At 54.3% G+C, this 23819-nt stretch carries 28 protein-coding genes; 13 read left to right on the top strand and 15 right to left on the bottom strand.

The window, feature by feature from the left end; translation table 11 throughout:
- Positions 1-129: 129 nt before the first annotated feature.
- The 11 genes from flgL to flgB all read right to left on the bottom strand — a co-directional run bounded on the left by flgL (position 130) and on the right by flgB (position 10012).
- Complete coding sequence (gene flgL, locus OGX75_RS09680; protein WP_058669000.1) at positions 130-1083, bottom strand: flagellar hook-associated protein FlgL; 954 nt, start codon at positions 1081-1083, stop codon at positions 130-132.
- A gap of 15 nt (positions 1084-1098) precedes the next feature.
- Complete coding sequence (gene flgK / locus OGX75_RS09675; RefSeq protein ID WP_286451610.1) at positions 1099-2733, bottom strand: flagellar hook-associated protein FlgK; 1635 nt, start codon at positions 2731-2733, stop codon at positions 1099-1101.
- Between the two features lie 64 nt (positions 2734-2797).
- Positions 2798-3748 (bottom strand): flagellar assembly peptidoglycan hydrolase FlgJ, encoded by a 951-nt coding sequence (gene flgJ / locus OGX75_RS09670; protein ID WP_047457531.1) that lies wholly within the window; start codon positions 3746-3748, stop codon positions 2798-2800.
- Positions 3748-4845, bottom strand: coding sequence for a flagellar basal body P-ring protein FlgI (locus OGX75_RS09665; protein ID WP_012132841.1), 1098 nt, complete (start codon positions 4843-4845; stop codon positions 3748-3750). Before OGX75_RS09665 ends, flgJ begins: the two co-directional genes overlap by 1 nt.
- 12 nt (positions 4846-4857) lie before the next feature.
- Positions 4858-5556: a flagellar basal body L-ring protein FlgH gene (flgH, locus tag OGX75_RS09660; protein ID WP_024130441.1), complete on the bottom strand. Its 699-nt coding sequence runs from the start codon at positions 5554-5556 to the stop codon at positions 4858-4860.
- 54 nt (positions 5557-5610) lie between these two features.
- Positions 5611-6393 (bottom strand): flagellar basal-body rod protein FlgG, encoded by a 783-nt coding sequence (gene flgG, locus OGX75_RS09655; RefSeq protein WP_012132843.1) that lies wholly within the window; start codon positions 6391-6393, stop codon positions 5611-5613.
- A gap of 13 nt (positions 6394-6406) precedes the next feature.
- Positions 6407-7162, bottom strand: coding sequence for a flagellar basal-body rod protein FlgF (flgF, locus tag OGX75_RS09650; protein ID WP_012132844.1), 756 nt, complete (start codon positions 7160-7162; stop codon positions 6407-6409).
- A gap of 20 nt (positions 7163-7182) precedes the next feature.
- Positions 7183-8451: a flagellar hook protein FlgE gene (flgE, locus tag OGX75_RS09645; RefSeq protein ID WP_286451611.1), complete on the bottom strand. Its 1269-nt coding sequence runs from the start codon at positions 8449-8451 to the stop codon at positions 7183-7185.
- A gap of 26 nt (positions 8452-8477) precedes the next feature.
- Complete coding sequence (gene flgD, locus OGX75_RS09640; protein ID WP_012132846.1) at positions 8478-9176, bottom strand: flagellar hook assembly protein FlgD; 699 nt, start codon at positions 9174-9176, stop codon at positions 8478-8480.
- 11 nt (positions 9177-9187) lie between these two features.
- Positions 9188-9592, bottom strand: a complete 405-nt coding sequence (flgC, locus tag OGX75_RS09635) for a flagellar basal body rod protein FlgC (RefSeq protein WP_012132847.1) — start codon at positions 9590-9592, stop codon at positions 9188-9190.
- A gap of 3 nt (positions 9593-9595) precedes the next feature.
- On the bottom strand, positions 9596-10012 hold the full coding sequence (flgB, locus tag OGX75_RS09630; RefSeq protein WP_115614865.1) for a flagellar basal body rod protein FlgB: 417 nt from the start codon (positions 10010-10012) through the stop codon (positions 9596-9598).
- 157 nt (positions 10013-10169) lie between these two features.
- Here flgB and flgA point away from each other — a divergent pair, with 157 nt between their 5' ends.
- The 3 genes from flgA to flgN all read left to right on the top strand — a co-directional run bounded on the left by flgA (position 10170) and on the right by flgN (position 11642).
- Positions 10170-10829 carry a flagellar basal body P-ring formation chaperone FlgA gene (gene flgA, locus OGX75_RS09625; RefSeq protein WP_049010759.1) on the top strand — a complete coding sequence of 220 codons (660 nt, stop codon included), beginning with the start codon at positions 10170-10172 and terminating at the stop codon, positions 10827-10829.
- 92 nt (positions 10830-10921) lie between these two features.
- Positions 10922-11215 carry a flagellar biosynthesis anti-sigma factor FlgM gene (gene flgM, locus OGX75_RS09620; RefSeq protein WP_115614866.1) on the top strand — a complete coding sequence of 98 codons (294 nt, stop codon included), beginning with the start codon at positions 10922-10924 and terminating at the stop codon, positions 11213-11215.
- A gap of 4 nt (positions 11216-11219) precedes the next feature.
- The gene (flgN, locus tag OGX75_RS09615) at positions 11220-11642 is read left to right on the top strand and encodes a flagella biosynthesis chaperone FlgN (protein WP_012132851.1); all 423 of its coding nucleotides are present in this window, start codon (positions 11220-11222) and stop codon (positions 11640-11642) included.
- Between the two features lie 318 nt (positions 11643-11960).
- Here flgN and murJ read toward each other — a convergent pair whose 3' ends face one another.
- From murJ to rimJ, 4 genes are all read right to left on the bottom strand, one after another.
- A complete protein-coding gene (murJ, locus tag OGX75_RS09610; protein WP_286451613.1) occupies positions 11961-13496 on the bottom strand; it encodes a murein biosynthesis integral membrane protein MurJ in 1536 nt (511 codons plus the stop codon).
- 240 nt (positions 13497-13736) lie between these two features.
- Positions 13737-14660, bottom strand: coding sequence for a Gfo/Idh/MocA family protein (locus tag OGX75_RS09605; protein ID WP_047457547.1), 924 nt, complete (start codon positions 14658-14660; stop codon positions 13737-13739).
- A gap of 1 nt (position 14661) precedes the next feature.
- Positions 14662-15309 (bottom strand): YceH family protein, encoded by a 648-nt coding sequence (locus OGX75_RS09600; RefSeq protein ID WP_199977242.1) that lies wholly within the window; start codon positions 15307-15309, stop codon positions 14662-14664.
- 10 nt (positions 15310-15319) lie between these two features.
- Positions 15320-15904, bottom strand: a complete 585-nt coding sequence (gene rimJ, locus OGX75_RS09595; protein WP_024130443.1) for a ribosomal protein S5-alanine N-acetyltransferase — start codon at positions 15902-15904, stop codon at positions 15320-15322.
- Positions 15905-16264: 360 nt separating this feature from the next.
- Here rimJ and mdtH point away from each other — a divergent pair, with 360 nt between their 5' ends.
- From mdtH to OGX75_RS09545, 10 genes are all read left to right on the top strand, one after another.
- The gene (mdtH, locus tag OGX75_RS09590) at positions 16265-17473 is read left to right on the top strand and encodes a multidrug efflux MFS transporter MdtH (RefSeq protein ID WP_114848575.1); all 1209 of its coding nucleotides are present in this window, start codon (positions 16265-16267) and stop codon (positions 17471-17473) included.
- 63 nt (positions 17474-17536) lie between these two features.
- Entirely contained in the window at positions 17537-18184 is a 648-nt protein-coding gene (gene grxB, locus OGX75_RS09585; protein ID WP_286451614.1) for a glutaredoxin 2, read from the top strand.
- Between the two features lie 122 nt (positions 18185-18306).
- Positions 18307-18867 (top strand): lipoprotein, encoded by a 561-nt coding sequence (locus OGX75_RS09580; protein WP_024130445.1) that lies wholly within the window; start codon positions 18307-18309, stop codon positions 18865-18867.
- A gap of 104 nt (positions 18868-18971) precedes the next feature.
- Positions 18972-20015, top strand: a complete 1044-nt coding sequence (pyrC, locus tag OGX75_RS09575; RefSeq protein ID WP_286451615.1) for a dihydroorotase — start codon at positions 18972-18974, stop codon at positions 20013-20015.
- Between the two features lie 78 nt (positions 20016-20093).
- Positions 20094-20339: a DNA damage-inducible protein I gene (gene dinI / locus OGX75_RS09570; protein ID WP_012132864.1), complete on the top strand. Its 246-nt coding sequence runs from the start codon at positions 20094-20096 to the stop codon at positions 20337-20339.
- A 289-nt stretch (positions 20340-20628) separates the two neighbouring features.
- Positions 20629-20883, top strand: coding sequence for a biofilm formation regulator BssS (gene bssS / locus OGX75_RS09565; protein WP_012132867.1), 255 nt, complete (start codon positions 20629-20631; stop codon positions 20881-20883).
- 194 nt (positions 20884-21077) lie between these two features.
- Complete coding sequence (solA, locus tag OGX75_RS09560; RefSeq protein WP_058668994.1) at positions 21078-22196, top strand: N-methyl-L-tryptophan oxidase; 1119 nt, start codon at positions 21078-21080, stop codon at positions 22194-22196.
- Positions 22197-22246: 50 nt separating this feature from the next.
- Positions 22247-22360 (top strand): YceO family protein, encoded by a 114-nt coding sequence (locus tag OGX75_RS09555; RefSeq protein ID WP_047457560.1) that lies wholly within the window; start codon positions 22247-22249, stop codon positions 22358-22360.
- 262 nt (positions 22361-22622) lie between these two features.
- Positions 22623-23195, top strand: coding sequence for a cytochrome b (locus OGX75_RS09550; RefSeq protein WP_012132871.1), 573 nt, complete (start codon positions 22623-22625; stop codon positions 23193-23195).
- The gene (locus OGX75_RS09545; protein WP_012132872.1) at positions 23192-23767 is read left to right on the top strand and encodes a YceI family protein; all 576 of its coding nucleotides are present in this window, start codon (positions 23192-23194) and stop codon (positions 23765-23767) included. The genes OGX75_RS09550 and OGX75_RS09545 overlap by 4 nt, the downstream gene beginning before the upstream one ends.
- Positions 23768-23819 lie beyond the last annotated feature (52 nt).

Genomic DNA, 23819 nt, shown 5'->3' with positions numbered 1-23819 from the left:
GGGTCGGCTTTTTTGTACCTGCAATCGGTGCCCGTTATCTGTTTTCCGGGCAAAAAAATGCCCGCTCCGGGGTGAAGGGAGCGGGCAGACAAAACATACCCAGTTTCATGATATGTTTCAAAACATGTGCTATCTGTTCAACTGAAACAGAGACATTCCTTGCATATCGCTAAATGCTTTATAGGACGCCTGTAACGCAGCCTGTTGCATTACATACGACGAGATGGCCGCGTTCCAGTCCACATCGACCAGATTACTCATCTGCTGTGCCTGACCCAGCGCGCGCTCGCTTCCCAATGAATCCAGGGAATCCAGCTCACTCAATTGCGTTCCCAGTTCCGCACGAACGGTCAGGACGTTATTAAGGGAGTTTTTCAGGCCACGGTTTGTTTTATCAATCGCCGCAGCAGCTTCCGCCTTCTTCACATCATCGTCAGCAACCGGCGTTTTCAGCGCTGCAATGGCCGTATCCAGCATCGCAAACAGGCTGGTTTCTGAAGCGCTGTTGTCGGGTTCCGGTACGGCATTACTGGTAATACGATTAAAAATCTGATCGCCCGTATGACCAATCACCATCGTACGCGAAGCATCAACCTGCTGGGTGATGTTTTCAGTGCCACCGCTATAGTCGCCATTTGCCTGATCAAACGGCGCTTTTTCAGTTTTATAGCCTGCGAAAATGTAACGACCGTTGCCGTCGGTACTGTTGGCCAGGTTCATTAACTGATCGCGAATCCCCTGTAGATCGCTGGCCAGCGAGGCGCGGTCATCATCGCTTAAGGTGCCGTTAGCGGCGTAAACGATTTTTTCCTGCGCAGTTTGAATTGCAGCTGTCACCTGACTTAGCACGTTTTCTTCCAGCGACACTTTCTGAGTGGCAAAGGTACGTGCCAGCGCATACTGACTGTTCTGAGCCTGGGCCTGAGCGAGTACGATAGCCTGAGAAGCGGCAATAGGATCGTCAGACGGATTAATCACGCGCTTACCGGTGGACATCTGCTCACCGTACTTCATCCATTCAGCCTGGGAATTGGTGATACCACGCATATTCTGCTGGTACATCATCTGGGTACTGATACGCATTTATCCTCCTCTCCCTTAGCGAATGCCCAACAGCGCATCAAACAGCGTATTCGCGGTTTGCAGCACCTGGGCGTTCGCCAGGTAGTACTGCTGATAGCGTTGCAGGTTGCCGTATTCTTCATCAAGGTTAACGCCGGAAATCGATTGCTGCTGGTTGTACAACTGCGTCACAACATTGCCCTGCGCCGTGCTGCTGGTTTTCAACGTGGCGGTTTTGTTCCCCACATCGCTGATCATCGTCGCATAAGCATCATTAAAGGACTTATTGCCTACCGTTTTCTGGGTTTGTAAATCCAGCAGCGCCTGACCGTTACGGTTATCGCTCCCACCCGCATCGGGATCGGAAGCCATCGCAATTTTGGATTCATCAGTCACCAGCACGTTCATGTTCACAATGGCATCGCTGACCGGTTTCAGGGTAAAGCTGTCATTCGCATTTGCCCCTGCCCCGACCGTCACTTCCAGCCCGTCAAACGTCAGTTTCCCGTTGGTTTCAACCGCCTTAAAGCTGGTGTTGTCTGACAAGCGCGTGACCTGCCAGTCCTGACCATCAAATACCAGCTTATAATTGGTAGCCTGTACCGCGGAACTGTCGGTGACTTCCGCAGACAAGGTTCCGCTACCCGTATTTTTCGCATTACTCAATACGGACGGTTTACCGATGGAAAAGAAGTCCTCGCCCTGATCGCCATTGGCATCATATCCCTGTTTATGCTGGGCATTAAACGCTTCGGCAAAGGCCAGCGCCAGCTGGTTGAGGGTATTGCGAGTCTGATCCAGATCCTGAGAGCGGAACGTCAGCAACCCGCCAAGCGAGCCGCTATTGAGCAATTTTTCCGGGATTTCAATGTTTCCGGCAGTCGCATCAACATAGGCGACCGTGGTGCGTGACGGATCGGCGCTGGACGGCACCGCGGCCAGTTGACGGGCGCTGCTGCCCTGCACGAGGGTATAGCCATTCGCCATCGTCAGGTTATAGGTGCCGCCGTCCTGGACGCTAACTTCCACACCGACAATCTGGTTCAGCTCACTCACCAGTTGGTCGCGTTGGTCGAGAAGATCGTTCGGTGAAGCGCCCGCGCCCACCCCGGTCAGACGGGAAATCTGATCGTTCAGGCTGGCGATTTGCTTCGCGTAATTGTTGATCTGCTCAACGCTGGAGCCAATGGCGATATTGACCTGCTTATCCTGATCGCGCAGGTACTGATCGGTCGTTTTAAACTGGTTTACCAGGCCGTCGGCTTTACCGATAAGCGCCTGACGCGCCGCCGGGTCTTCCGCGTTGCTGACCAGCGTTTGCAGGCTGGTGAAGAAACCTTGCAGAGAGGTCGAAATCGAGCTGGTGGTACTGGAGAGCAGGTTATCAATTTTCGACATTTGCTCATACCGCACGGTCAAACCACTGCTCTGATTCTGCGCCGCGCGTAACTGATTGGTAATAAAAGAATCATACTCACGCTGTACGCCAGAAACGTAGACGCCATTACCGACCCAACCGCCCGCTCCCAGCGTACTGTTGGCCTGCGCCATAATCGTCGTCTGTCGGGTATACCCGGCAACGTTATAGCTGGAGATGTTATTACTGGCAGTATTTAACGCAGCCTGGGCTGCGCTAAGTCCGCTCATGGCGTTGTTAATTAAGCTGGACATGGAGGTTCCTTGTAATCCTTCAATACTGGTTATTATCGGCAGCGGGTTCCTGGACTTGAGCTATTTAAAAGAGATTATCGAGATTCGCGCTGTACGTTTTGCTCACCTTGTCGCTCATGGATTTCAGCTGTTGAATCATGCTGGTTAATTTACGCGCATAGTCAGGATCGGTTGCATAACCGGCATTTTGTAACGCCTGTGCGCCCTGTTCAGCGGTAGACGCGGCGGTCACCGCGGCATAGCGTGGGTTACGGGTCAGCAGCCCCACATAATCCGATAGCGCCTCCAGATAGGAGCTATAAACACGGAATTTCGCTTTTACCTTCTTCGCTTCACCGTTCTCATATTCGGTGGTAGTGATCTCTGTTACCGGCCCCTTCCAGTTTGACGAGGCCTTAATGCCAAACAGGTTAAAGCTCGGCTCACCATTTTCACGGCGGATCTGTCGCTGACCCCATCCCGACTCCAGCGCCGCCTGCGCCAGAATCAGATGATGCGGCACGCCGCTTTGTTCACTTGCCAGGCGTGCCGGAAGCGAAAGCTGGGCCAGGAAGTCTTTGCTGTCGCCGGACAGCGGCTCATCATTATTTTCCGGCGCTTTTGGCATCGCCTTACGCACCAGCTGCGTCAGCGCCTGATTTTGATAGCTGGTCACCGTTTCCAGAGGGAACTTCATTGGCACCTGCGGCGCTTCTTCCGCAGGCTGCGTCTGCCCCTCGGTCATCTGCCTGACCATCATCTCCGCCAGTCCCAACCCTTTACCGGCGGTCATCTGCTGCGCAATCTGCTGGTCATACATGCTGGTGTACAGTCGCGTTTGATCGCTGCTGAATATGCCGTCTTTCGGCAGCGCTTCACGCATGCTTTTCAGCATCATCTGCACAAACATCCCTTCAACCTGACGCGCGACCGGGCGGATATTCGCCGCCGGATCTTGCCCCGCTTTGGCTTTCAGCTCATTGAGCGATTGCGCATCCCAGGCCGCGCTGGCCAACAGTTTGCTGTCACCAATCATCAGATAATTTCCAGTTTGGCGCGCAGACAACCCGCGCTCTGCATGGATTGCAGGATGGACATCAGATCCATCGGCGTGGCGCCCAGCGCATTCAGCGCGCGGACGACATTGTTCAGGTTGGCGCTGGAACGGACGCTTTGCAGCGAACCGCCGCTCTGACGTAAATCAATCTGCGTTTGTGGCGTAACGACCGTCTGCCCCCCGCCAAACGGCGTGTCCGGCTGGCTGACGTTCGCCTGGCGATTCACCGTTACGGACAAATTGCCCTGCGCGACGGCGCAGCTGTCCAGCGTCACCTCACGGTTCATCACCACGGAACCAGTACGGGAGTTAATCACCACCTTCGCGTCCTGTGGTGTGACGTTCACCTCCAGATTCTGGATATCCGCCAGGAAACGGACCTGCGAGCTGTTGCCGCTGGGTACGCGAACCTGAATCGTGCGCGCATCCAGCGCGGTCGCACTGCCATAGCCACGGGCACGGTTGATGGTGTCAGTGATCTGCTGCGCCATTGCGAAATCTTCGTTGTTCAGTTGCAGATTGAGGGTATTTCCGCCGCCAAACTGGCTGGGCAGCTCGCGTTCAATAATTGCGCCATTGGTGATACGCCCGCCATTGAGCTGGTTAACTTGTACGCTGCTGCCGCCCGCAGACGCCCCTGCGCCACCGACTAAAATATTTCCCTGCGCCAGGGCATACACCTGGCTATCGACCCCTTTCAGCGGCGTCATCAGCAATGTACCGCCGCGCAGACTTTTCGCGTTCCCCATTGAGGACACCACCACGTCGATCGTTTGCCCCTGGCGACCGAATGCCGGAAATTGCGCCGTGACCATTACCGCCGCAACGTTTTTCAACTGCATATTGGTGCCCGTCGGGACGGTGATCCCCAACTGAGACAGCATGTTATTCAGCGTCTGGGTGGTAAAGGGCGTCTGGGTCGTCTGGTCGCCCGTCCCGTCCAGGCCGACCACCAGACCATAACCAATCAGCGAGTTTTCCCGCACCCCCTGCACGCTGGTCAGATCCCGAATACGATCGGCATGCGCCAGGGTGGTTGCCAGTATCAGTACAATTCCAACAAGAGATTTAAACACTGGAGACCTCGCTTACATCGGCGACAAGTTAAGGAAGAAACGTTGCAGCCAACCCATATTTTGCGCCTCGTTGATATAGCCGTTGCCGACATATTCAATGCGCGCATCCGCAACCTGTGTTGACGGAACGGAGTTGCTGCCGCTGATGGTGCGTGGGTTCACGACCCCGGAGAAGCGGATGAACTCAGTGCCCTGATTAATGGCGATCTGTTTTTCACCCACGACGTGTAAATTGCCATTTGCCAGTACCTGATCGACGGTTACGGTCAGCGTGCCGCTAAAGGTATTGCTGGCGTTCGCGCCGCCTTTACCGTTGAAGGAGTTCCCGCCAGAGGCTTCCATATCTGCACGCGCGTTGCCGAACAATCCCTGCAAATAACGAGGAACCGTATCAAAGCCGAAGTTGGTTTTACCGTCACGGCTGGCATTGGCGGAGGAGCTCTTACTGGCGCTGACGTTTTCCTGCAATACAATCGTCAGCGTATCGCCGATATTGCGTGGACGTCGGTCTTCAAACAGCGGCTGATAGCCATAGTTGATCGGCTGCGCAGACTGAAAAATGGAACCATTCGCCACCGGAGTCGGGCCCGGTATGGGCTGTGCAGTGGTCGCGCCCTGCACGAGCGGTGTGGAAGGTATCCAGGCACATCCTGTCAGTGAAACCACCAGCAGGGCCATAATCGGGTAATGGTGCGCAGCGTATTTTTGCATTGCCTTCATCTTCAAAATCAGTGTGCCGGTGAGATTTCCCTCACCGGACGACACTTAGAGTTGCGTCAGTTTTTGCAGCATCTGATCGGTAGTCGATACCGCTTTGCTGTTAATTTCGTAAGCGCGCTGAACCTGGATCATATTCACCAGTTCTTCCGCCACGTTTACGTTAGAGGTTTCGACATAGCCCTGATACAGCAGACCCGCACCGTTAAGCCCCGGCGTACTCTCATTCGGCGCACCCGAGGATTGCGTTTCGGTGTACAGGTTTTCACCAATGCTTTCCAGACCCGTATCGTTCATGAACGTAGTCAGGTTAAGCTGCCCCACCTGTACCGGCGCGGCCTGCCCCTGTTGAGTTACGCTTACCACGCCATCGCGACCCACGGTGATGCTCAGCGAGTTCGCCGGAATGGTGATCGCTGGCTGTACCTGGAAGCCGCCCGCCGTGACCAGTTGACCGTTCTGATCCACCTGGAAAGAACCGTCACGGGTATAAGCAGAAGTGCCATCCGGCAGCATCACCTGGAAGAAGCCCTGCCCTTTGATGGCGACATCTTTACTGTTGTTGGTCTGAGACAGGTTACCCTGACTATGCAGACGCTCGGTGGCGACCGGGCGAACGCCCGTACCGATTTGCAGACCAGAAGGTAAGGTCGTCTGTTCTGACGACTGCGCGCCAGGCTGACGAATCGTCTGGTACAGCAGGTCTTCAAACACCGCGCGTTGACGCTTAAAACCATTGGTGCTGACGTTTGCCAGGTTGTTGGCAATCACATCCATGTTGGTTTGCTGCGCGTCCAGGCCGGTTTTGGCGATCCATAATGAACTGATCATAAAATGTCCTGTATTAACTCATCGACAGCAGTTGGTTAGCGCGCCCGGCATTGTCATCCACGCTGCTGATAACCTTCATCTGCATTTCAAAACGGCGGGCGTTAGCGATCATATCGCTCATGGCGGACACCGCATTCACGTTACTGCCCTCCAGTACGCCAGACATCACGCGAATGGACGGGTCAGCCTGTAACACCGGGCCACGCGCAGCCTGTGTCGCCGCGCTTAAACGGAACATACCGTCATCGCCGCGTTGCACTTCGCTGCCAAGCGCCTTCACCAGCTTCAGACGTCCTACCGGTGCGACGGTATTGGCCGGATCGCCAGGGTTAAGCGCAGAGATAGTCCCGTCTGCCGCGATAGTGATTTCTGAACCTTCAGGAACGGCAATCGGCCCGGCTTCACCGATAACCGGATGCCCCTGAATTGTCAGTTGCCCGGTCGGGTCCACCTGAATGCTGCCGTTACGGGTGTATCCCTCGTTACCATCAGCGGTCTGAACAACCAGCCAGCCATCCTGTTGCAGCGCCACATCCAGCGGGCGCGAGGTGTAATCCATCTGCCCGGGCGTCATATCGGCTCCCGGCGTGGATGCGGCCACCAGCGTACGCGTTGGTAAAGAGAGACCTTCCACCGGCACCGCGCGCAACGCATTAAGTTGCGCACGAAAACCCGGCGTGGAGGCATTCGCCAGGTTGCTGGCCGTCACCGCTTGTTGATTAAGCGTCTGACTGGCCGCGCCCATGGCGGTATATATTGCGTGATCCATTAAGCCATCCCGTCAGGCGCTTAGCGCAGGTTAACCAGGGTGTTGAGGATCTGATCCTGGGTTTTGATGGTCTGCGCGTTTGACTGATAGTTACGCTGTGCGACGATCATATTCACCAGCTCTTTACTCAAATCCACGTTTGAGGATTCCAGCGCGCCGTTGGTCAACTTACCGAAGTTACCCGTACCCGCCGTACCAAGCAGCGCAACGCCTGAAGCCTGCGTCGCCGCCCAGACGTTATCGCCCTGAGAAGCCAGACCTTCATTGTTGGCGAAGTTAGCCAGCACGATCTGCCCCAGAACCTGCGTTTGTTCGTTGGAATAGTTACCCACTACGGTGCCGTCATCGTTGATCTGATAGCTCACCAGATCGCCCGGCTTATAGCCGTTCTGGTTGGTCGCGACGATGTTGTTCGCACCGGTGTTCTGCTGCATGGAATTCAGGAAGCTCAGGGAGAAAGTAGCCGGTACCGCGCCGTTAATCGCTCCCGTAGTGATGTTAATTTGTGGCTGTGCGTTCGCAGGGCCTTCAGTTAACGTGCCTGGATTACTCGGATCATCAATATAGTCATTAACGGAAGTCAGCGTACCGTTGCTGCTAAAATTCATTACCGCTGCTTTCGTAACCGCTGCTCCTGTAACGCTGGAGTCTTGGGTGTATACATCCCATTTATTGGCAGCAGTTTTGACATAATAAACGTTCATGTCATGGGCATTACCCTGGCTATCAAAGACCGTTATGGTGCCCTTTTTGTTGTAGGAATCCGCATCGCTCGGATCAAACGGTGACTTAGACGGCAGTTCATCCGTTGAGTTAAGGTTGATCTGCATAGACGCCGTGGTGGTCGCCTGTGCGGCCATCAGGGTGTTCGGGATGGTGATCGGGCCTGGGTTGGCACCCTGCTGGATCGTCGGCGGCGTTCCGGTTGCCGGATAGCCAGTCAGTTGCAGCCCCTGCATGTTAACCAGATTGCGGTTCTCATCCAGTTTGAACTGACCGTTACGGCTGTAGAAAACGGAGCCGTTGCTGTCTACCAGACGGAAGAAACCGTTCTGGCTAATCGCGACATCCAGGCCACGCCCGGTGTTGGTGGTAGTGCCGTCGGTAAAGTCCTGGGTAATCCCGGCGACTTTAACGCCCAGGCCCACTTTGGAGCCCGCGAACATATCAGCAAAAGACGCCGTACCGGATTTAAACCCGTAGGTGGCAGAGTTGGCGATGTTATTACCAATAACATCGAGGTTGGTCGCTGCTGCGTTCAGACCGCTGACCGCTTGAGAAAAGGCCATGACTTACTCCTGATAAGTGTAAAGGCTTAAATGATCTGCCGTACTTCGTCGAGTGTGGTGGTTCCGTAGGTCCCTAAATCCAGGGTATTACCGCTACTGTTGCGGATAACCCCCTGAACCAGCGCAAACTGAAGCGGTTGCGCCACAAGCTGCGTACTGCCGTTGCTGGCGGCGATCGCGACGTTATAGGAACCGTTTGGCGCGCTTGTGCCATCCTCCAACGTACCGTCCCAGGTAAAGGTATGAACGCCAGCCTTCAGCTCGCCGATATTGATCGTGCGCACCACCTTGCCGTCTTTGTCGGTAATGGTGGCGGTGACTTTATCCGCTGCCTGCTGCAACTCCACGCCAAACGGCGTCGTGGTGATGGTCGCGCCCTCTTCGGTGCCCGTACCGGCCAGAATGGTGGTGCCGGGGATCATGACGCCATGACCAATCAGGGTGCTGGCCTGTAGCGACTGGCTGTTGTCGATCTGCCCGGAAATCGCGCCCAGCGTGGTGTTCAGTTTTTCAATTCCGCTAACGGTGCTGATCTGCGCCAGTTGCGTGGTCAGCTCGTTGTTTTGCAGTGGGTTGGTCGGGTCCTGATTCTTCAACTGCGCGACCAGCAATGTCAGGAAGCTGCTTTGTAAATCACTCGCGCTGCTTCCCGTCAGCGAACTGCCACTGCTGGTGGATGCGACTCCCGAGTTGGTCGAGTCATTCATATTTACGGCAATAGACATACGCGCCTCCTTTACTGGCCTAATGTCAGCGTTTTAAGCATCATGCTTTTCACGGTATTAAGAACTTCGACGTTTGCCTGATAGCTGCGCGAGGCTGACATGGTGTTGACCATTTCACCAACCACGTCCACATTAGGCATTTTTACGTACCCATTGGCGTCCGCCAGCGGGTTGCCAGGCTCATACACCAGTTTGTCCGGCGCCTGACTTTCAATGACGTCCGCCACTTTTACCCCACCGGTTGCCGCCCCTGGCGCCGCGTCTACCTGAAAGACCACCTGTTTAGCGCGATACGGCTGACCGTCCGGCCCGGTGACGCTATCGGCGTTCGCCAGGTTACTGGCCGCCACGTTAAGACGTTTGGACTGCGCGGTGAGCGCCGACCCGGCAATATCAAAAATGTTTAACAGCGCCACGAATTAGTTTCCTCCCTGTAGCACATTCATCATGCCTTTGATTTGTCCACCCAACACGGTGAGGCCCGTCTGGTATTTCAGACTGTTATCCGCAAACTGCGTACGCTCGCGGTCCATATCGACGGTATTGCCATCAAGGGACGGCTGGTCAGGAATACGGTAGAGCAGATCCACCGAAGGAGACGCGACGGTCTGGGCCGGAATGTGCTGTGCAGAGGTGAGCTTCAACGCGATCCCGCCGGCTTCTTCCCGGCCACGCACCATGACTTTTTTGAGTTCGCTGGCGAAATCCATATCACGCGCCTGATACCCAGGGGTGTCGGCGTTAGCGATATTGGCGGCCAACACCTCCTGGCGTTGAGCGCGCAGATTCAGCGCTTCCTGTTGAAAACGTAAGGCGGCATCGAGCTTATCGAGCATATCTCCTCCGCAAATGACAAAATTCAGCCGACAGCTTAAATCCCATCACGCGCGCGTTATCGCCGGAATAAACGCAAAATGCGTCGCTATTTGTTGCGTTGATGCTTGTGGTACGCAGGTAGAATCCTGTCATTGCTTAAACTGGCGGGAAGTGACGATGCAAACGTTAAAACGTGGAATAGCGCTGCTGGCGCTGCTGTTCAGCCCCCTGACGATGGCTCAGGATCTGAATGCCCAGTTAACGGACTGGTTTTCTCAGCGTCTGGCAGGGTTCAGCGATGACGTCGTCGTCACGATCCGCACGTCGCCCAATCTGTTGCCGAATTGCGAACAGCCCGCGCTGAGCGTAACCGGAAGTGCGAAGTTATGGGGGCATGTGAACGTACTGGCGCGCTGCGCGAACGAAAAGCGCTATCTACAGGTAAATGTACAGGCAACGGGGAATTACGTTGTTGCCGCGGCCCCCGTCGCCCGTGGCGGTGCGCTTGGCCCGGCTAACATCACGCTAAAACGCGGACGGCTGGATCAGCTTCCCCCGCGAACCGTCCTGGACATCAACCAGATTCAGGACGCCGTCAGCTTGCGCGACCTCGTTCCCGGGCAGCCAATACAGCTCAGTATGTTGCGCCAGGCATGGCGGATAAAAGCCGGTCAGCGCGTTCTGGTGGTGGCGAGCGGCGACGGATTTAGCGTCAATGCGGAAGGCCAGGCATTGAACAATGCCGCCGTCGCGCAAAACGCGCGCGTACGCATGTTGTCAGGCCAGGTCGTGAGTGGAACCGTCGATCCTGATGGGAATATTCTTATTAATCTATAATGAGTTAAAGATTTTGTAGTGGCTGCCGATAAATAATCAACCAATGATGATAGCTGGCTGCTACAGCGTAACCCCTCGATGAGGATAAATAAATGAGCATTGACCGTACCTCACCTTTGAAGCCCGTTAGCACTGTCCAACCGCGCGAAACCAGCGATGCGCCGGTACAAAAAGCGCGTCAGGAAAAAGCGTCAACCACGACCAGTACCAGTGTGAAGTTAAGCGATGCTCAGGCGAAACTGATGCAACCCGGCACCAGCGACATCAATATGGAGCGCGTGGAAGCCCTGAAAACGGCGATTCGTAACGGTGAGTTGAAGATGGACACCGGTAAAATTGCAGACTCGCTGATCCGCGAGGCGCAGAGCTACTTACAGAGTAAATAAGCGTATGACTCGTCTGTCAGAAATTCTGGATCATATGACGGCTGTCCTCAATGACCTGAAAAAGGTGATGGATGCCGAGCAGCAGCAGCTCTCCGTAGGTCACATTAACGGTAGCCAGTTACAGCGTATTACAGAAGAAAAAAGCTCTTTACTGGCGACGCTGGATTATCTGGAGCAGCAGCGCCGTCTTGAACAAGATGCGCAGCGTAACGTTAATGATGATGTCGCCAGACGCTGGCAGGCGATTACGGAAAAAACGCAGCATTTACGCGATCTCAACCAACATAATGGTTGGCTGCTGGAAGGGCAGATTGAACGGAATCATCAGGCGCTCGACATGCTGAAACCGCATCAGGAACCGACGCTGTATGGCGCGAACGGTCAAACCGCCTCTCCCCACCGTGGCGGGAAAAAAATCTCTATCTGATTGCCGGATGGCGGCTACGCCTTATCCGGCCTACACGATTACAGAACAACTCGTATGCCCGGTAAGCGACAGCGCCACCGGGCGATTGGCCGTAATCCAGCCGACACAATCACAGAACAATCCTGTAGGCCCGGTAAGCGGCAGCGCCACCGGGCGATTGGCCGTAATCCGGCCGACACAATCACAGAACAACTCTGTAGGCCCGGTAAGCGGCAGCGCCACCGGGCGATTGGCCGTAATCCGGCCGACACAATCACAGAACAACCCTGTAAGCCCGGTAAGCGGCAGCGCCACCGGGCGATTGGCCGGATAGAGGCTCTATGCCGTCCGGCGAGTAAATTCCTTCACTTTAAAGCCCAACACCGCCAGCGCGGCGAAATAGGCGGAAATCCCCACAACCACAACCGCCATCAGTCGGGCCAGACGCCACAGCATTGTCCCTTCTGACCACTCAGGCATAATATGCAACATGCCAACCAGCGCGGCGGACATCACCAGCACGGAAATCACCAGGCGAGTCAGGAACCACGTCCAGCCCGGCTGCGGAGTAAAGATTTTCTGTTTGCGCAGTTGCCAGTATAGCAGCGACGCATTCAGACACGCCGCCAGACCAATAGACAGCGACAGACCGGCATGCTTCAACGGCCCGATAAACGCCAGGTTCATCAACTGAGTCATGATCAGCGTCACAATGGCGATTCTGACCGGCGTTTTGATATCCTGGCGCGAGTAAAATCCCGGAGCCAAAACTTTCACCACAATTAAGCCGATCAGACCAACGGAATAGGCCACCAGCGCGCGCTGGGTCATCGACGCATCAAAGGCGGTGAATTTGCCGTACTGGAACAGCGATACCGTCAGCGGTTTGGCCAGAATGCCCAGCGCGACGGCGCTCGGCAACGCCAGCAGAAAACACAGACGCAGCCCCCAGTCCATCAGACGGCAATACTCATCATGATTGCCGCTGGCAAAGCTTTTAGACAGCGAAGGCAGCAAAATGGTGCCCAGCGCCACGCCCAGAACCCCTGACGGGAACTCCATCAGTCGGTCAGCATAATACATCCAGGAGACCGAACCGGAAGCCAGGAACGAGGCGAAAATGGTGTTGATGATCAGAGATATCTGGCTTACCGAAACGCCGAGGATCGCCGGGCCCATTTGCTTCACAACGCGCATCGCGCCTGCGTCACGAAAATTGATGCGCGGCAATACCAGCATCCCAATTTTCTTCAGATGAGGAAGCTGGTAAACCAGTTGCAGCACGCCGCCCACCGTCACCGCCCAGGCCAGCGCCAGTACGGGAGGATTAAAATACGGCGCGGCAAACAGCGCAAAGCCGATCATACTGATGTTCAGAAATGTGGGCGCAAACGCAGGAATCGAGAAACGGTTCCAGGTGTTGAGGATCGCGCCCGCCAGCGAGGCCAGCGAAATCAGCAAAATATACGGAAAGGTGATTTGCAGCAGTTTGGTGGTCAGGGCGAATTTATCAGCGGTATCGGCAAAACCCGGCGCGGTTACCATGATCACCCACGGCGCGGCGAGCATACCTGCCACCGTCACTACGGCTAACGCCAGGGTCAGCAGGCCGGAGACATAGGCGACAAAAACCCGGGTCGCCTCTTCGCCCTGCTTGCTCTTGTATTCTGCAAGGATCGGCACAAACGCCTGGGAAAATGCCCCTTCGGCAAAAATGCGCCGCAACAGATTCGGTAACTTGAATGCCACGAAAAAGGCGTCGGTCGCCATCCCTGCGCCAAAAATTCTGGCGACAATCGCGTCACGCGCAAAACCAAGCACGCGCGAAAACATGGTCATCGAGCTGACGGCAGCCAGCGATTTTAATAAATTCATCAGTGTTGTATTCCAGACCCTGGAGCAAAACCCTTGCATGGCCGACCGCAGGCCGGATAAAGGCGTTTACGCCGCCATCCGGCAATATCGTTGTGCCTGATAACCACGTAAAAACGTCTTATCAGGCCGACAGAACGATCCACGGTTTGCCATCATTCTCTGTCAGAAAGAGGTGTTATTTTGAGTTGGCATATAGTACCTGGATTATGATGAATTACTACAGCCAGATGTTACAGGGCGTTATTCGCTCATTGCCTCGCGCCAGAGTTTCTCTACGACGCGCTGCGCCAGAATCGCCTGTTCGCCCGCCGTTTCAGGAACCGTCTGATTTTGCACGCATTCAATAAAATGACGGGCGCATCCGGCAAATCCCCGTTGTTCCTGGGTTGTCTGCCAGCCCGGAATGGGTTTATGCACCACGCCCTGACCGCGTTCCTCGCGCCATTCGCGCATGTCCGTCACGTCAAACAGGCCACCGTCCGTCACCGCCTGCACACATTCACGCTGACTCCCGGCGCGACGGTGCATACTGGTGGTGATTTGCAACTGATCCGTCGAAAAATGGTGTTCGGCATACAGCATCTCACCAAGATCGTTGGTCTGCAACGTGCCGCCGTTCAGTTGCGCCTTGCCGTCCGTCAGCCACAGCGCGGTGTCCACAACGTGCAGGTAGTCATCCAGCAGCGTGAAACGCAAATCATGCGGCCCGACGCTGTCCGTCCGGTGTTTATCCATACGGACAGAAGCGGCGGCGCCCAGTTGCGCTTTCAGATCACGGTAGAGCGGAGCGAAGCGTCGGTTAAACCCGACCATTAGCGTCAAATTTTTGCGCGCGGCCAACGCCACCAGCCGTTCCGCATCGCGCAGGTTTTCCGCCAGCGGTTTATCGACGCAGACATGAACCCCGGCATTGAGCAGTTCGCTTACCACCTCATAATGCGTCGCCGTGCTGGAGTGGACGAAAATGGCGTCGCAGGTTGACGCCAGCGCTGGCAACGACTCAACGTACGGCATCCGCCAGCTTTCACAAATGCGCAGCGCCTTATCCCGCGAAGGAGACCAGGCCCCCTGTAGCGTCCAGTCGCCGGATGCGCCCAGTACGGGCAACCAGGCTTTTTGGGCGATCCCCCCTAACCCAACAACACCGATACGTAATTTTTTCACGTTAGTCTCCCAGGTGCGCCAGGAGCGAATCAAGGCGCTGTTTCAGTTCCGCGACTTCGCCTTCCAGCGCCTCAACGCGCGCATGCAGATCGCCCGACGCCGTCTGCGGCGCGTCATCTGAACTCACCGGTTCATCGACTTCGCCGCAAAACAGGTGCATATACCGGCTTTCACGCTTACCCGGTTCGCGCGCCAGGCGCACAACGTAAGGGCCGTCGTCACGGGTGGCAAGCTGTTCCAGCGTCGTTTCCACTTCCGCCATATCACTAAATTCATACATGCGGGATGCACGGCTGCGCAGTTCACCTGGCGTCTGGGCGCCGCGCAGCAGCAGCGTGGCAATCAGCGCCACCTCCGCCGGACTCAGTTTAAGATTGCCAAACTCGGAGTTGCAGAAGCGCTGTTCATATTTGGTGACGCGATTGCCGAAGCCGCTCACCGTTCGCAGAAAATGGCGTTTCACCAGGTTATCAAGCTGTTCCTGCACCTCATGTTCCGATAAGTTCATTACCGGTTCACGGTTGGTTTTTTGATTGCAGGCGGTAACCACGCCGTTAACCGAGAGCGGGTACTGCTCCGGCGTTGTCACCTGTTTTTCCAGCAGGCAGCCAATCACTCGCGCTTCAGTGGCGGTTAGTTCGTATTTCATCGTCCTCTCCTTAGCGACCGGGGGTCCATTCAGTCGTCGTCAACGCCGTCAGCACATGATCGCGCCACTGTCCGTCAATCAACAGGTAATCTTTCGCATACCCTTCTTTTTCAAAGCCGAGTCGCGCCAGCAAGTCGCCGCTGCGCTTATTATGCGGCATATAGTTCGCCATAATACGGTGAATATGTTGCGTACGCTGCATATAGCGAATCGCCGAGGTTAAGGCCTCATACATCAGCCCCTGCCCCTGCCACTTTTGTGCGATGGAGTATCCCAGATAACAGGCGTGGAATGAGCCACGCACCACGTTAGAAAAATTGGCCACGCCGATGATCTCTTTCTCTTCCGGGTCGAGCAGCGCGAAATAGAACGCTGAGCCCTGTTTATGAAATTCGGCGATCATGCTCAGACGCGCCTGCCAGCCCGAAGGATAGCAGTGGCTTTCATCACGAACGGGTTCCCAGGGTTTTAAAAAATGACGATTTTCCGCGTAATAATCGGCCAGACGCCAGGCATCACGCTCATGTACTAAACGCACAACCAGACGGTCGGTTGTTAAGCGTACTTTTGGCACGTTACTGCGATAGCCAAACATTCTATACCTACTCCTTCCCGTAACGTCTTCACACCCTGATAACGTTACTATACCTGTGCCTGTACGCTCTGTGAAAAGTGCAAATCGTCATTTTTTGGCTTATTCACACATTTTGATGAAAACTCTCTATCAAGATGGACTTTTGATAAAAAAATATTGTCCCGGCAAAGGTGGGAAAAAACGCGCCGACACCGCAGAATAGAAGGTGCTCACCTTTTAAACTCAACAGAATTCGAGTTGCAGGACGGCGGCAAGCGAGTCACTCCCTGAAAGCGCACAGAAATACGTGGCCGGGGAGCGCGAACGCCGCCGACGCGCCTGCGACGTGAAGGATGACGAGTGTCTTTCCCGGGAGGGGAAATGTCGCGTGTCTCGCAGGCCAGGAACCTGGGTAAATATTTCCTGCTCATCGATAATATGCTGGTCGTATTAGGCTTTTTCGTGGTGTTTCCACTGATCTCCATTCGCTTTGTCGACCAGATGGGCTGGGCGGCATTAATGGTCGGCATTGCGCTCGGCCTGCGCCAGTTCATCCAGCAAGGGCTGGGCATTTTTGGCGGCGCGATTGCCGACCGTTTTGGCGCGAAGCCAATGATTGTTACCGGGATGCTTATGCGCGCAGCCGGATTCGCGACGATGGGGATCGCCCATGAGCCCTGGCTGCTTTGGTTTTCCTGCTTTCTTTCCGGGCTTGGCGGCACCCTTTTCGATCCGCCGCGCTCTGCGCTGGTCGTCAAGCTGATTCGCCCTGAACAACGCGGTCGTTTCTTTTCGCTGTTGATGATGCAGGACAGCGCGGGCGCCGTGACTGGCGCGCTATTGGGTAGCTGGTTGTTGCAGTACGATTTTCGTCTGGTATGCGCGACGGGGGCGGTACTGTTCGTTTTGTGCGCCGCGTTTAACGCCTGGCTGCTTCCGGCGTGGAAGCTGTCAACGGTGAAAATCCCGGTACGCGAGGGCATGGGGCGCGTCATGGCGGACAAACGGTTCGTGACTTACGTACTGACCCTGGCGGGATACTACATGCTGGCCGTACAGGTGATGCTGATGCTGCCCATCATGGTCAATGACATCGCGGGATCACCGTCCGCCGTCAAGTGGATGTATGCGATCGAAGCCTGCCTCTCGCTGACGCTGCTCTACCCAATCGCCCGCTGGAGCGAGAAACGTTTTCGCCTCGAGCACCGCCTGATGGCCGGACTGCTGCTGATGTCGCTCAGTATGTTGCCTGTCGGGCTGGTCGGTAATTTACAGCAGCTCTTCACGCTCATTTGCACGTTCTATATCGGTTCGGTCATTGCGGAACCGGCGCGTGAAACGCTCAGCGCCTCGCTGTCCGATGCGCGGGCGCGTGGCAGCTATATGGGCTTCAGTCGACTGGGTTTAGCCATTGGCGGCGCGATAGGGTATATCGGCGGAGGATGGTTGTTCGATATGGGGAAAGCGCTGCAACAGCCTGAACTGCCCTGGATGATGCTTGGGGTAATCGGAATCATGACCTTTCTTGCGCTCGGCTGGCAATTCAGCCACAAACGGACGCCACGCGGCATGCTGGAGCCAGGCGCCTGATTTGATACCTGCTTTCATCTCCTCCATACTGAAAGAGAACCGACAGTTAAATGGAGGAGAAACGTGAAGCTTTATATTTACGATCACTGCCCTTTCTGCATCAAAGCCCGCATGATTTTCGGCCTGAAAAATATTCCCGTTGAGCTAAACGTCCTGGCAAACGACGACGACGCAACGCCCACCCGCATGATCGGCAAAAAAATGGCGCCCATTCTGCAAAAGGACGACAGCCGTTATCTGCCCGAAAGTATGGATATCGTCCATTATGTGGACAACCTTGACGGCAAACCCTTGCTGATCGGAAAACAGAACCCCGCGATTGATGAGTGGCTACGCAAAGTTAACGGTTACGCCAATCGCCTGCTCCTTCCGCGTTTCGCAAAATCGGCATTTGATGAGTTTTCCACGCCGTCGGCGCGGAAATACTTCACTGAGAAAAAAGAGGCCATGATTGGCGACTTTGGCGAAAATCTGGCGCATTCCAGTGGGCTCATCAAAAACATCAGCGACGATCTGCGCGCGCTGGATAGATTGATTGTGCAGCCCAATGCCGTGAACGGTGAACTGTCTGAAGACGATATTCATCTGTTCCCGTTATTACGTAACCTGACGCTGGTCGCAGGCATAAACTGGCCAACCCGGGTCGCTGATTACCGTGATAACATGGCAAAACAGACGCAAATCAACCTGTTATCGTCTATGGCCCTCTAATGCTTGTGGGTGGAGGCGCCATGCCGCCACCCTTTCAGTTTTTTCTGCTGGTGCGCGGCGTGCTGGTGCCACATGCTGCTTTGTGTCAGGATTACGACACGGGCATCATGTTGAGGAACCCCATGAAAAAGATTGTCTTTGCCGCTGCATTGTTGGTTAGCGGCCTGTTGGTTGGCTGCAACCAACTCACGCAGTACACGGTAAGCGAGCAAGAAATTAATCAAGCGCTTGAAAAACGGAATAATTTTTCCAAAGATATTGGCTTACCGGGCATCGCGGATGCGCATATTGTTCTGACGAATCTCAGCAGCCAGATTGGCCGGGAAGAGCCCAACAAAGTCACGCTAACCGGTGATGCGAACCTGGATATGAGTTCCCTGTTTGGCAGCCAGAAAGCCACCATGAAACTGAAGCTGAAAGCGCTACCGGTCTTTAACAAAGAAAAAGGCGCGATTTATCTGCAAGAAATGGAAGTGGTGGATGCAACCGTAACGCCGGAAAAAATGCAATCGGTGCTGCAAACGCTGATGCCTTACCTGAATCAGTCGTTGCGTAATTATTTTAATCAACAACCGGCCTACGTTTTGCGTGAAGACAGCAGCAAAGGCGAAGCGCTGGCGAAAAAATATGCCAAAGGCATAGAGGTTAAACCGGGCGAAATCATCATCCCGTTCACCGACTAACGCACCAGGGCGCATTTGCGCCCTTTTTTTTCGTGCAAACGAAAACGTTTCCGCTTATCCTTGGTTTCCGGCAAAAATGACTATCCCCCAGCCGGAGCATATTAATGACTGCACCATCCCAGGTTTTAAAGATCCGCCGCCCAGACGACTGGCACGTTCACCTTCGCGATGGCGACATGTTAAAAACTGTCGTGCCTTACACCAGTGAAATTTATGGCCGCGCGATAGTGATGCCGAACCTGGCGCCGCCTGTTACGACGGTCGATGCGGCCATCGCATACCGCCAGCGCATTCTTGATGCCGTTCCTGCCGGGCATGACTTTACCCCACTGATGACCTGCTACTTAACGGATACGCTTGATCCTGATGAGCTTGAGCGCGGATTCCGCGAAAGCGTCTTTACCGCAGCAAAACTCTATCCGGCCAACGCGACCACCAACTCCAGCCACGGCGTCACCTCTGTCGATACGATCATGCCGGTACTGGAGCGCATGGAAAAACTCGGCATGCCGTTGCTGGTACACGGCGAAGTTACCCATGCTGATATCGATATTTTTGACCGCGAAGCACGGTTTATTGAAACGGTGATGGAGCCGCTGCGCCAGCGTCTGACCGCGTTGAAGGTTGTATTTGAGCACATTACCACCAAAGATGCCGCAGAGTACGTTCGCGACGGCAACGAGCTGTTAGCCGCCACCATCACGCCACAGCATCTGATGTTTAATCGCAACCATATGCTGGTCGGCGGCATTCGCCCGCATCTGTATTGCCTGCCGATCCTCAAACGTAACGTCCACCAGCAGGCCTTGCGTGAACTGGTTGCCAGCGGATTTAGCCGTGCCTTCCTCGGCACCGACTCTGCGCCGCACGCCCGTCATCGGAAAGAAACCAGCTGCGGCTGCGCAGGCTGCTTTAATGCCCCGACGGCGCTTGGCAGCTACGCTACGGTCTTTGAAGAGATGAACGCCCTCGCGCATTTTGAAGCGTTCTGCTCACTCAATGGGCCACGGTTCTACGGCCTGCCGGTCAATGAAACCTACGTTGAACTGGTACGCGAAGAGCAGCTCGTCCCGGAAAGCATCACGCTTGCCGATGACTCACTGGTGCCCTTCCTGGGCGGCGAGCGCGTACGCTGGTCAGTAAAATAATAAAAAAAATGTGGCCAACTGTTGTAAGCCGGAAAGGTTAACTGTATAAATACACAGTATATTCAACAGGGGGCCATTATGCGTATTGAAGTCACTATAGCGAAAACGTCACCTTTGCCTGCTGGCGCGATTGACGCGCTGGCCGGTGAACTCTCCCGCCGTATCCATCACTCTTTTCCAGATAACGCGGGCAATGTTGTCGTCCGTTATGCCGCAGCCAACAATTTGTCGGTCATTGGCGCGACAAAAGAGGATAAAGAACGCATCAGCGAAATCCTACAGGAAACCTGGGAAAGCGCGGATGACTGGTTCGTCAATGAATAAAAAATGATATGCAGTAATGTTCGTTTTTGCCGGGTCGCCCCGGCTTTTTTATTTGCGCAACTGGTCGCTTTTTAATCCATTACTCAAAATAACTGCACAACATGCCAAAAAAATATGAATAACATGCTGTTTTATTGTGCACATAATTCTTAAAAAGAAGAAATTTATTCTGCCACCCTTTAAATTTCCAGTGAATAGCCTTATTTATTGATATACTGAAGTTGCTTCAGAAAAAAACACGCATTGAACCTCGAAAACCGTTGTCTTGTAACACGTATTAGGGGGCATAATGGAAAAGAATAATGAAGTCATTCAGACTCATCCGCTTGTAGGATGGGACATCAGCACCGTTGACAGCTATGATGCGCTGATGTTGCGTTTGCACTACCAGACCCCGAATCGCCCTGACCCTGATGGGACTGAAGTTGGTCAGACGCTCTGGTTAACCACCGATGTTGCCAGACAATTTATTTCGATATTAGAAGCAGGCATCGCCAAAATTGAATCTGGCGATTACCAGGAAAATGAGTATCGCCGTCATTAACGTGACGCGATCCCTCCACCCAAAGGCACCTTAAAAGGTGCCTTTATCGTTTCATACTCTCAATAATTCCACTGACAGAAAGTCGGCCGACAAACGCGCCGCCGCGACGGCAATCCGAAAGCATGACGAGTATAACTTGTATATCTCAATTCACTTATTTACCCTGCAATAATCGCGATAGCAGAGAGAAGCTGATGAAATACGACTTAATCATTATTGGCAGCGGTTCCGTCGGCGCCGCAGCCGGATATTATGCCACTCGCGCCGGACTGAAGGTTCTGATGACAGATGCCCATATGCCGCCACATCAACAGGGCAGCCATCACGGCGATACCCGGTTAATCCGCCACGCTTATGGCGAGGGTGAGAAATACGTTCCTCTGGTGCTGCGTGCGCAAACGTTATGGGAAGAGCTTTCAACGCATAATGAAGATCCCATCTTCGTCCGCTCCGGCGTCATAAACCTCGGCCCGGCGGACTCGCCATTTCTGGCGAACGTGGCGCATAGCGCACAGCAATGGCAGTTGAACGTTGAACAACTGGATGCCGCCGCCATCATGGCGCGCTGGCCTGAAATTCGCGTCCCTGACAACTACATTGGCCTGTTCGAAACGGACTCCGGTTTTCTGCGCAGTGAACTGGCGATCAAAACCTGGGTTCGCCTTGCCGAAGAGGCCGGCTGCGCGCAGCTCTTTAACTGCCCCGTCACCGCCCTTCATCACGATAACGACGGCGTTACCGTTGAAACCGCTGACGGCGAATACCGCGCGAAGAAAGTGCTGATCAGTGCCGGTACATGGGTACAGGCGCTGGTGCCGGAACTCCCTATCCAACCCGTTCGTAAAGTTTTTGCCTGGTATCAGGCTGACGGGCGCTACAGCATGAAAAATAACTTCCCGGCGTTCACTGGAGAACTCCCGAACGGCGATCAGTATTACGGTTTTCCCGCCGAAAACGACGCATTAAAAATAGGAAAACACAACGGTGGTCAGTTGATTCACTCACCGGAAGAGCGCAAGCCGTTTGCCGCCGTCGCCAGCGATGGTTCCGAAGCGTTCCCCTTCCTGCGCACTATCCTGCCCGGCATTGGCTGCTGCCTGAACGGCGCCGCCTGTACCTATGATAATTCCCCGGATGAAGATTTTATTATCGATACATTACCGGGACATGATAATACGCTGATCGTCACCGGTCTGAGCGGCCACGGCTTTAAGTTCGCCTCGGTATTGGGCGAGATTGCCGCCGATTTCGCGCAGGGTAAATCGCCGGCTTTTGACCTGACGCCATTCAAACTGAACCGCTTTACGCAATAATGACCCAATGGCCTCGCAAACGGGGCCGTTTCTTTTTGAGGAGTCAGGCTGTGCGTCGTATTTTTCACTATCTGATCAATAATATTCGTGAGCATTTTATGCTCTACGTTATTTTATGGTCGCTGCTGGCCATCATGGACATTATTTATATCATGTTCTTTTAATTTATTTCAGCTGACAAAAATTGACAAAACCTGAGATTACCCTAACTTTCATTGTAATAATTTGACCAATAAGAAACCTCCCGCCCTCCTGCCCCATATAGATAAAACCGCTAATCACCTCGAATCTTCTGACGCATAATGACAAATTCAATCAATTTTATTGAAATAAAAACAAATATCGCCAGGATTGTTATTTATTAGTTGCATTAATGTCTCTAACAGGTCATTTTCATTCTCTCCTGAAATATCCATTGGTGTGTTTATGCAATTCAAAAATACTCCTCAGCGCTATGGCGCCATTTCTGTATTGCTTCACTGGCTGGTCGCCATTGTTGTATACGGCATGTTTGCCCTGGGTTTATGGATGGTGACGCTCAGCTATTACGATGGCTGGTATCACCAGGCGCCGGAATTGCATAAAAGTATCGGCATCCTGCTAATGATGGGGCTGGTTATACGTGTTTTCTGGCGTTTCGTCTCACCACCGCCAAAGGCGCTGAAAAGCTATTCACGCCTGACCCGTCTGGGCGCGGCGGTGGGCCACCTTGCGCTGTATCTTCTGCTCTTCGCCATTGTGATCAGCGGCTATCTGATCTCAACCGCCGACGGCAAACCGATCAGCGTGTTTGGGTGGTTTGACGTGCCCGCCACGCTGGCCGACGCGGGCGCTCAGGCCGATCTTGCCGGTAGCCTGCACCTGTGGCTGGCCTGGAGCGTTGTGATTCTGTCTGTTCTGCATGGGCTAATGGCCCTGAAGCACCATTTCATCGATAAAGACGACACCCTGAAGCGTATGCTGGGGAGATCGTCACCTGACTATGGAGTTGAAAAATGAAAAAAAGCCTGCTGGGACTGACTTTTGCTTCCCTGTTATTCACCACTGGTTCTGCAATCGCGGCAGACTATAAAATTGATAAAGAGGGACAACACGCCTTCGTTAACTTCCGTATCCAGCACCTGGGTTACAGCTGGCTGTACGGGACGTTCAAAGATTTCGACGGGACATTTACCTTCGATGAAAAAAATCCGGCAGCGGATAAAGTGAACGTCACCATTAACACCAACAGCGTTGATACCAACCATGCGGAGCGTGATAAGCACCTGCGTAGCGCTGATTTCCTGAACGTGGCGAAATTCCCGCAGGCGACGTTTACCTCGACCAGCGTGAAAAAAGATGGCGACGAGCTGGATATCACCGGCGACCTGACGCTCAATGGCGTCACCAAACCGGTCACGCTGGAAGCGAAGCTGATCGGCCAGGGTGACGATCCGTGGGGCGGGAAGCGCGCGGGCTTTGAAGCGGAAGGTAAAATTAAGCTGAAAGACTTCAACATCACCACCGACCTCGGCCCTGCATCGCAGGAAGTCGATCTGATTATCTCGGTGGAAGGCGTACAGCAGAAGTAACGAATGCCGGATGGCGGCATTGCCTTATCCGGCCTACAGCAACGCACATTGT

Origin of the sequence: Citrobacter sp. CK199, from assembly GCF_030333285.1 — a bacterium.
In the GTDB taxonomy this organism is placed as follows: Bacteria; Pseudomonadota; Gammaproteobacteria; order Enterobacterales; family Enterobacteriaceae; genus Citrobacter_B; species Citrobacter_B koseri.
This window is presented reverse-complemented; position numbering and strand designations above follow the sequence as displayed.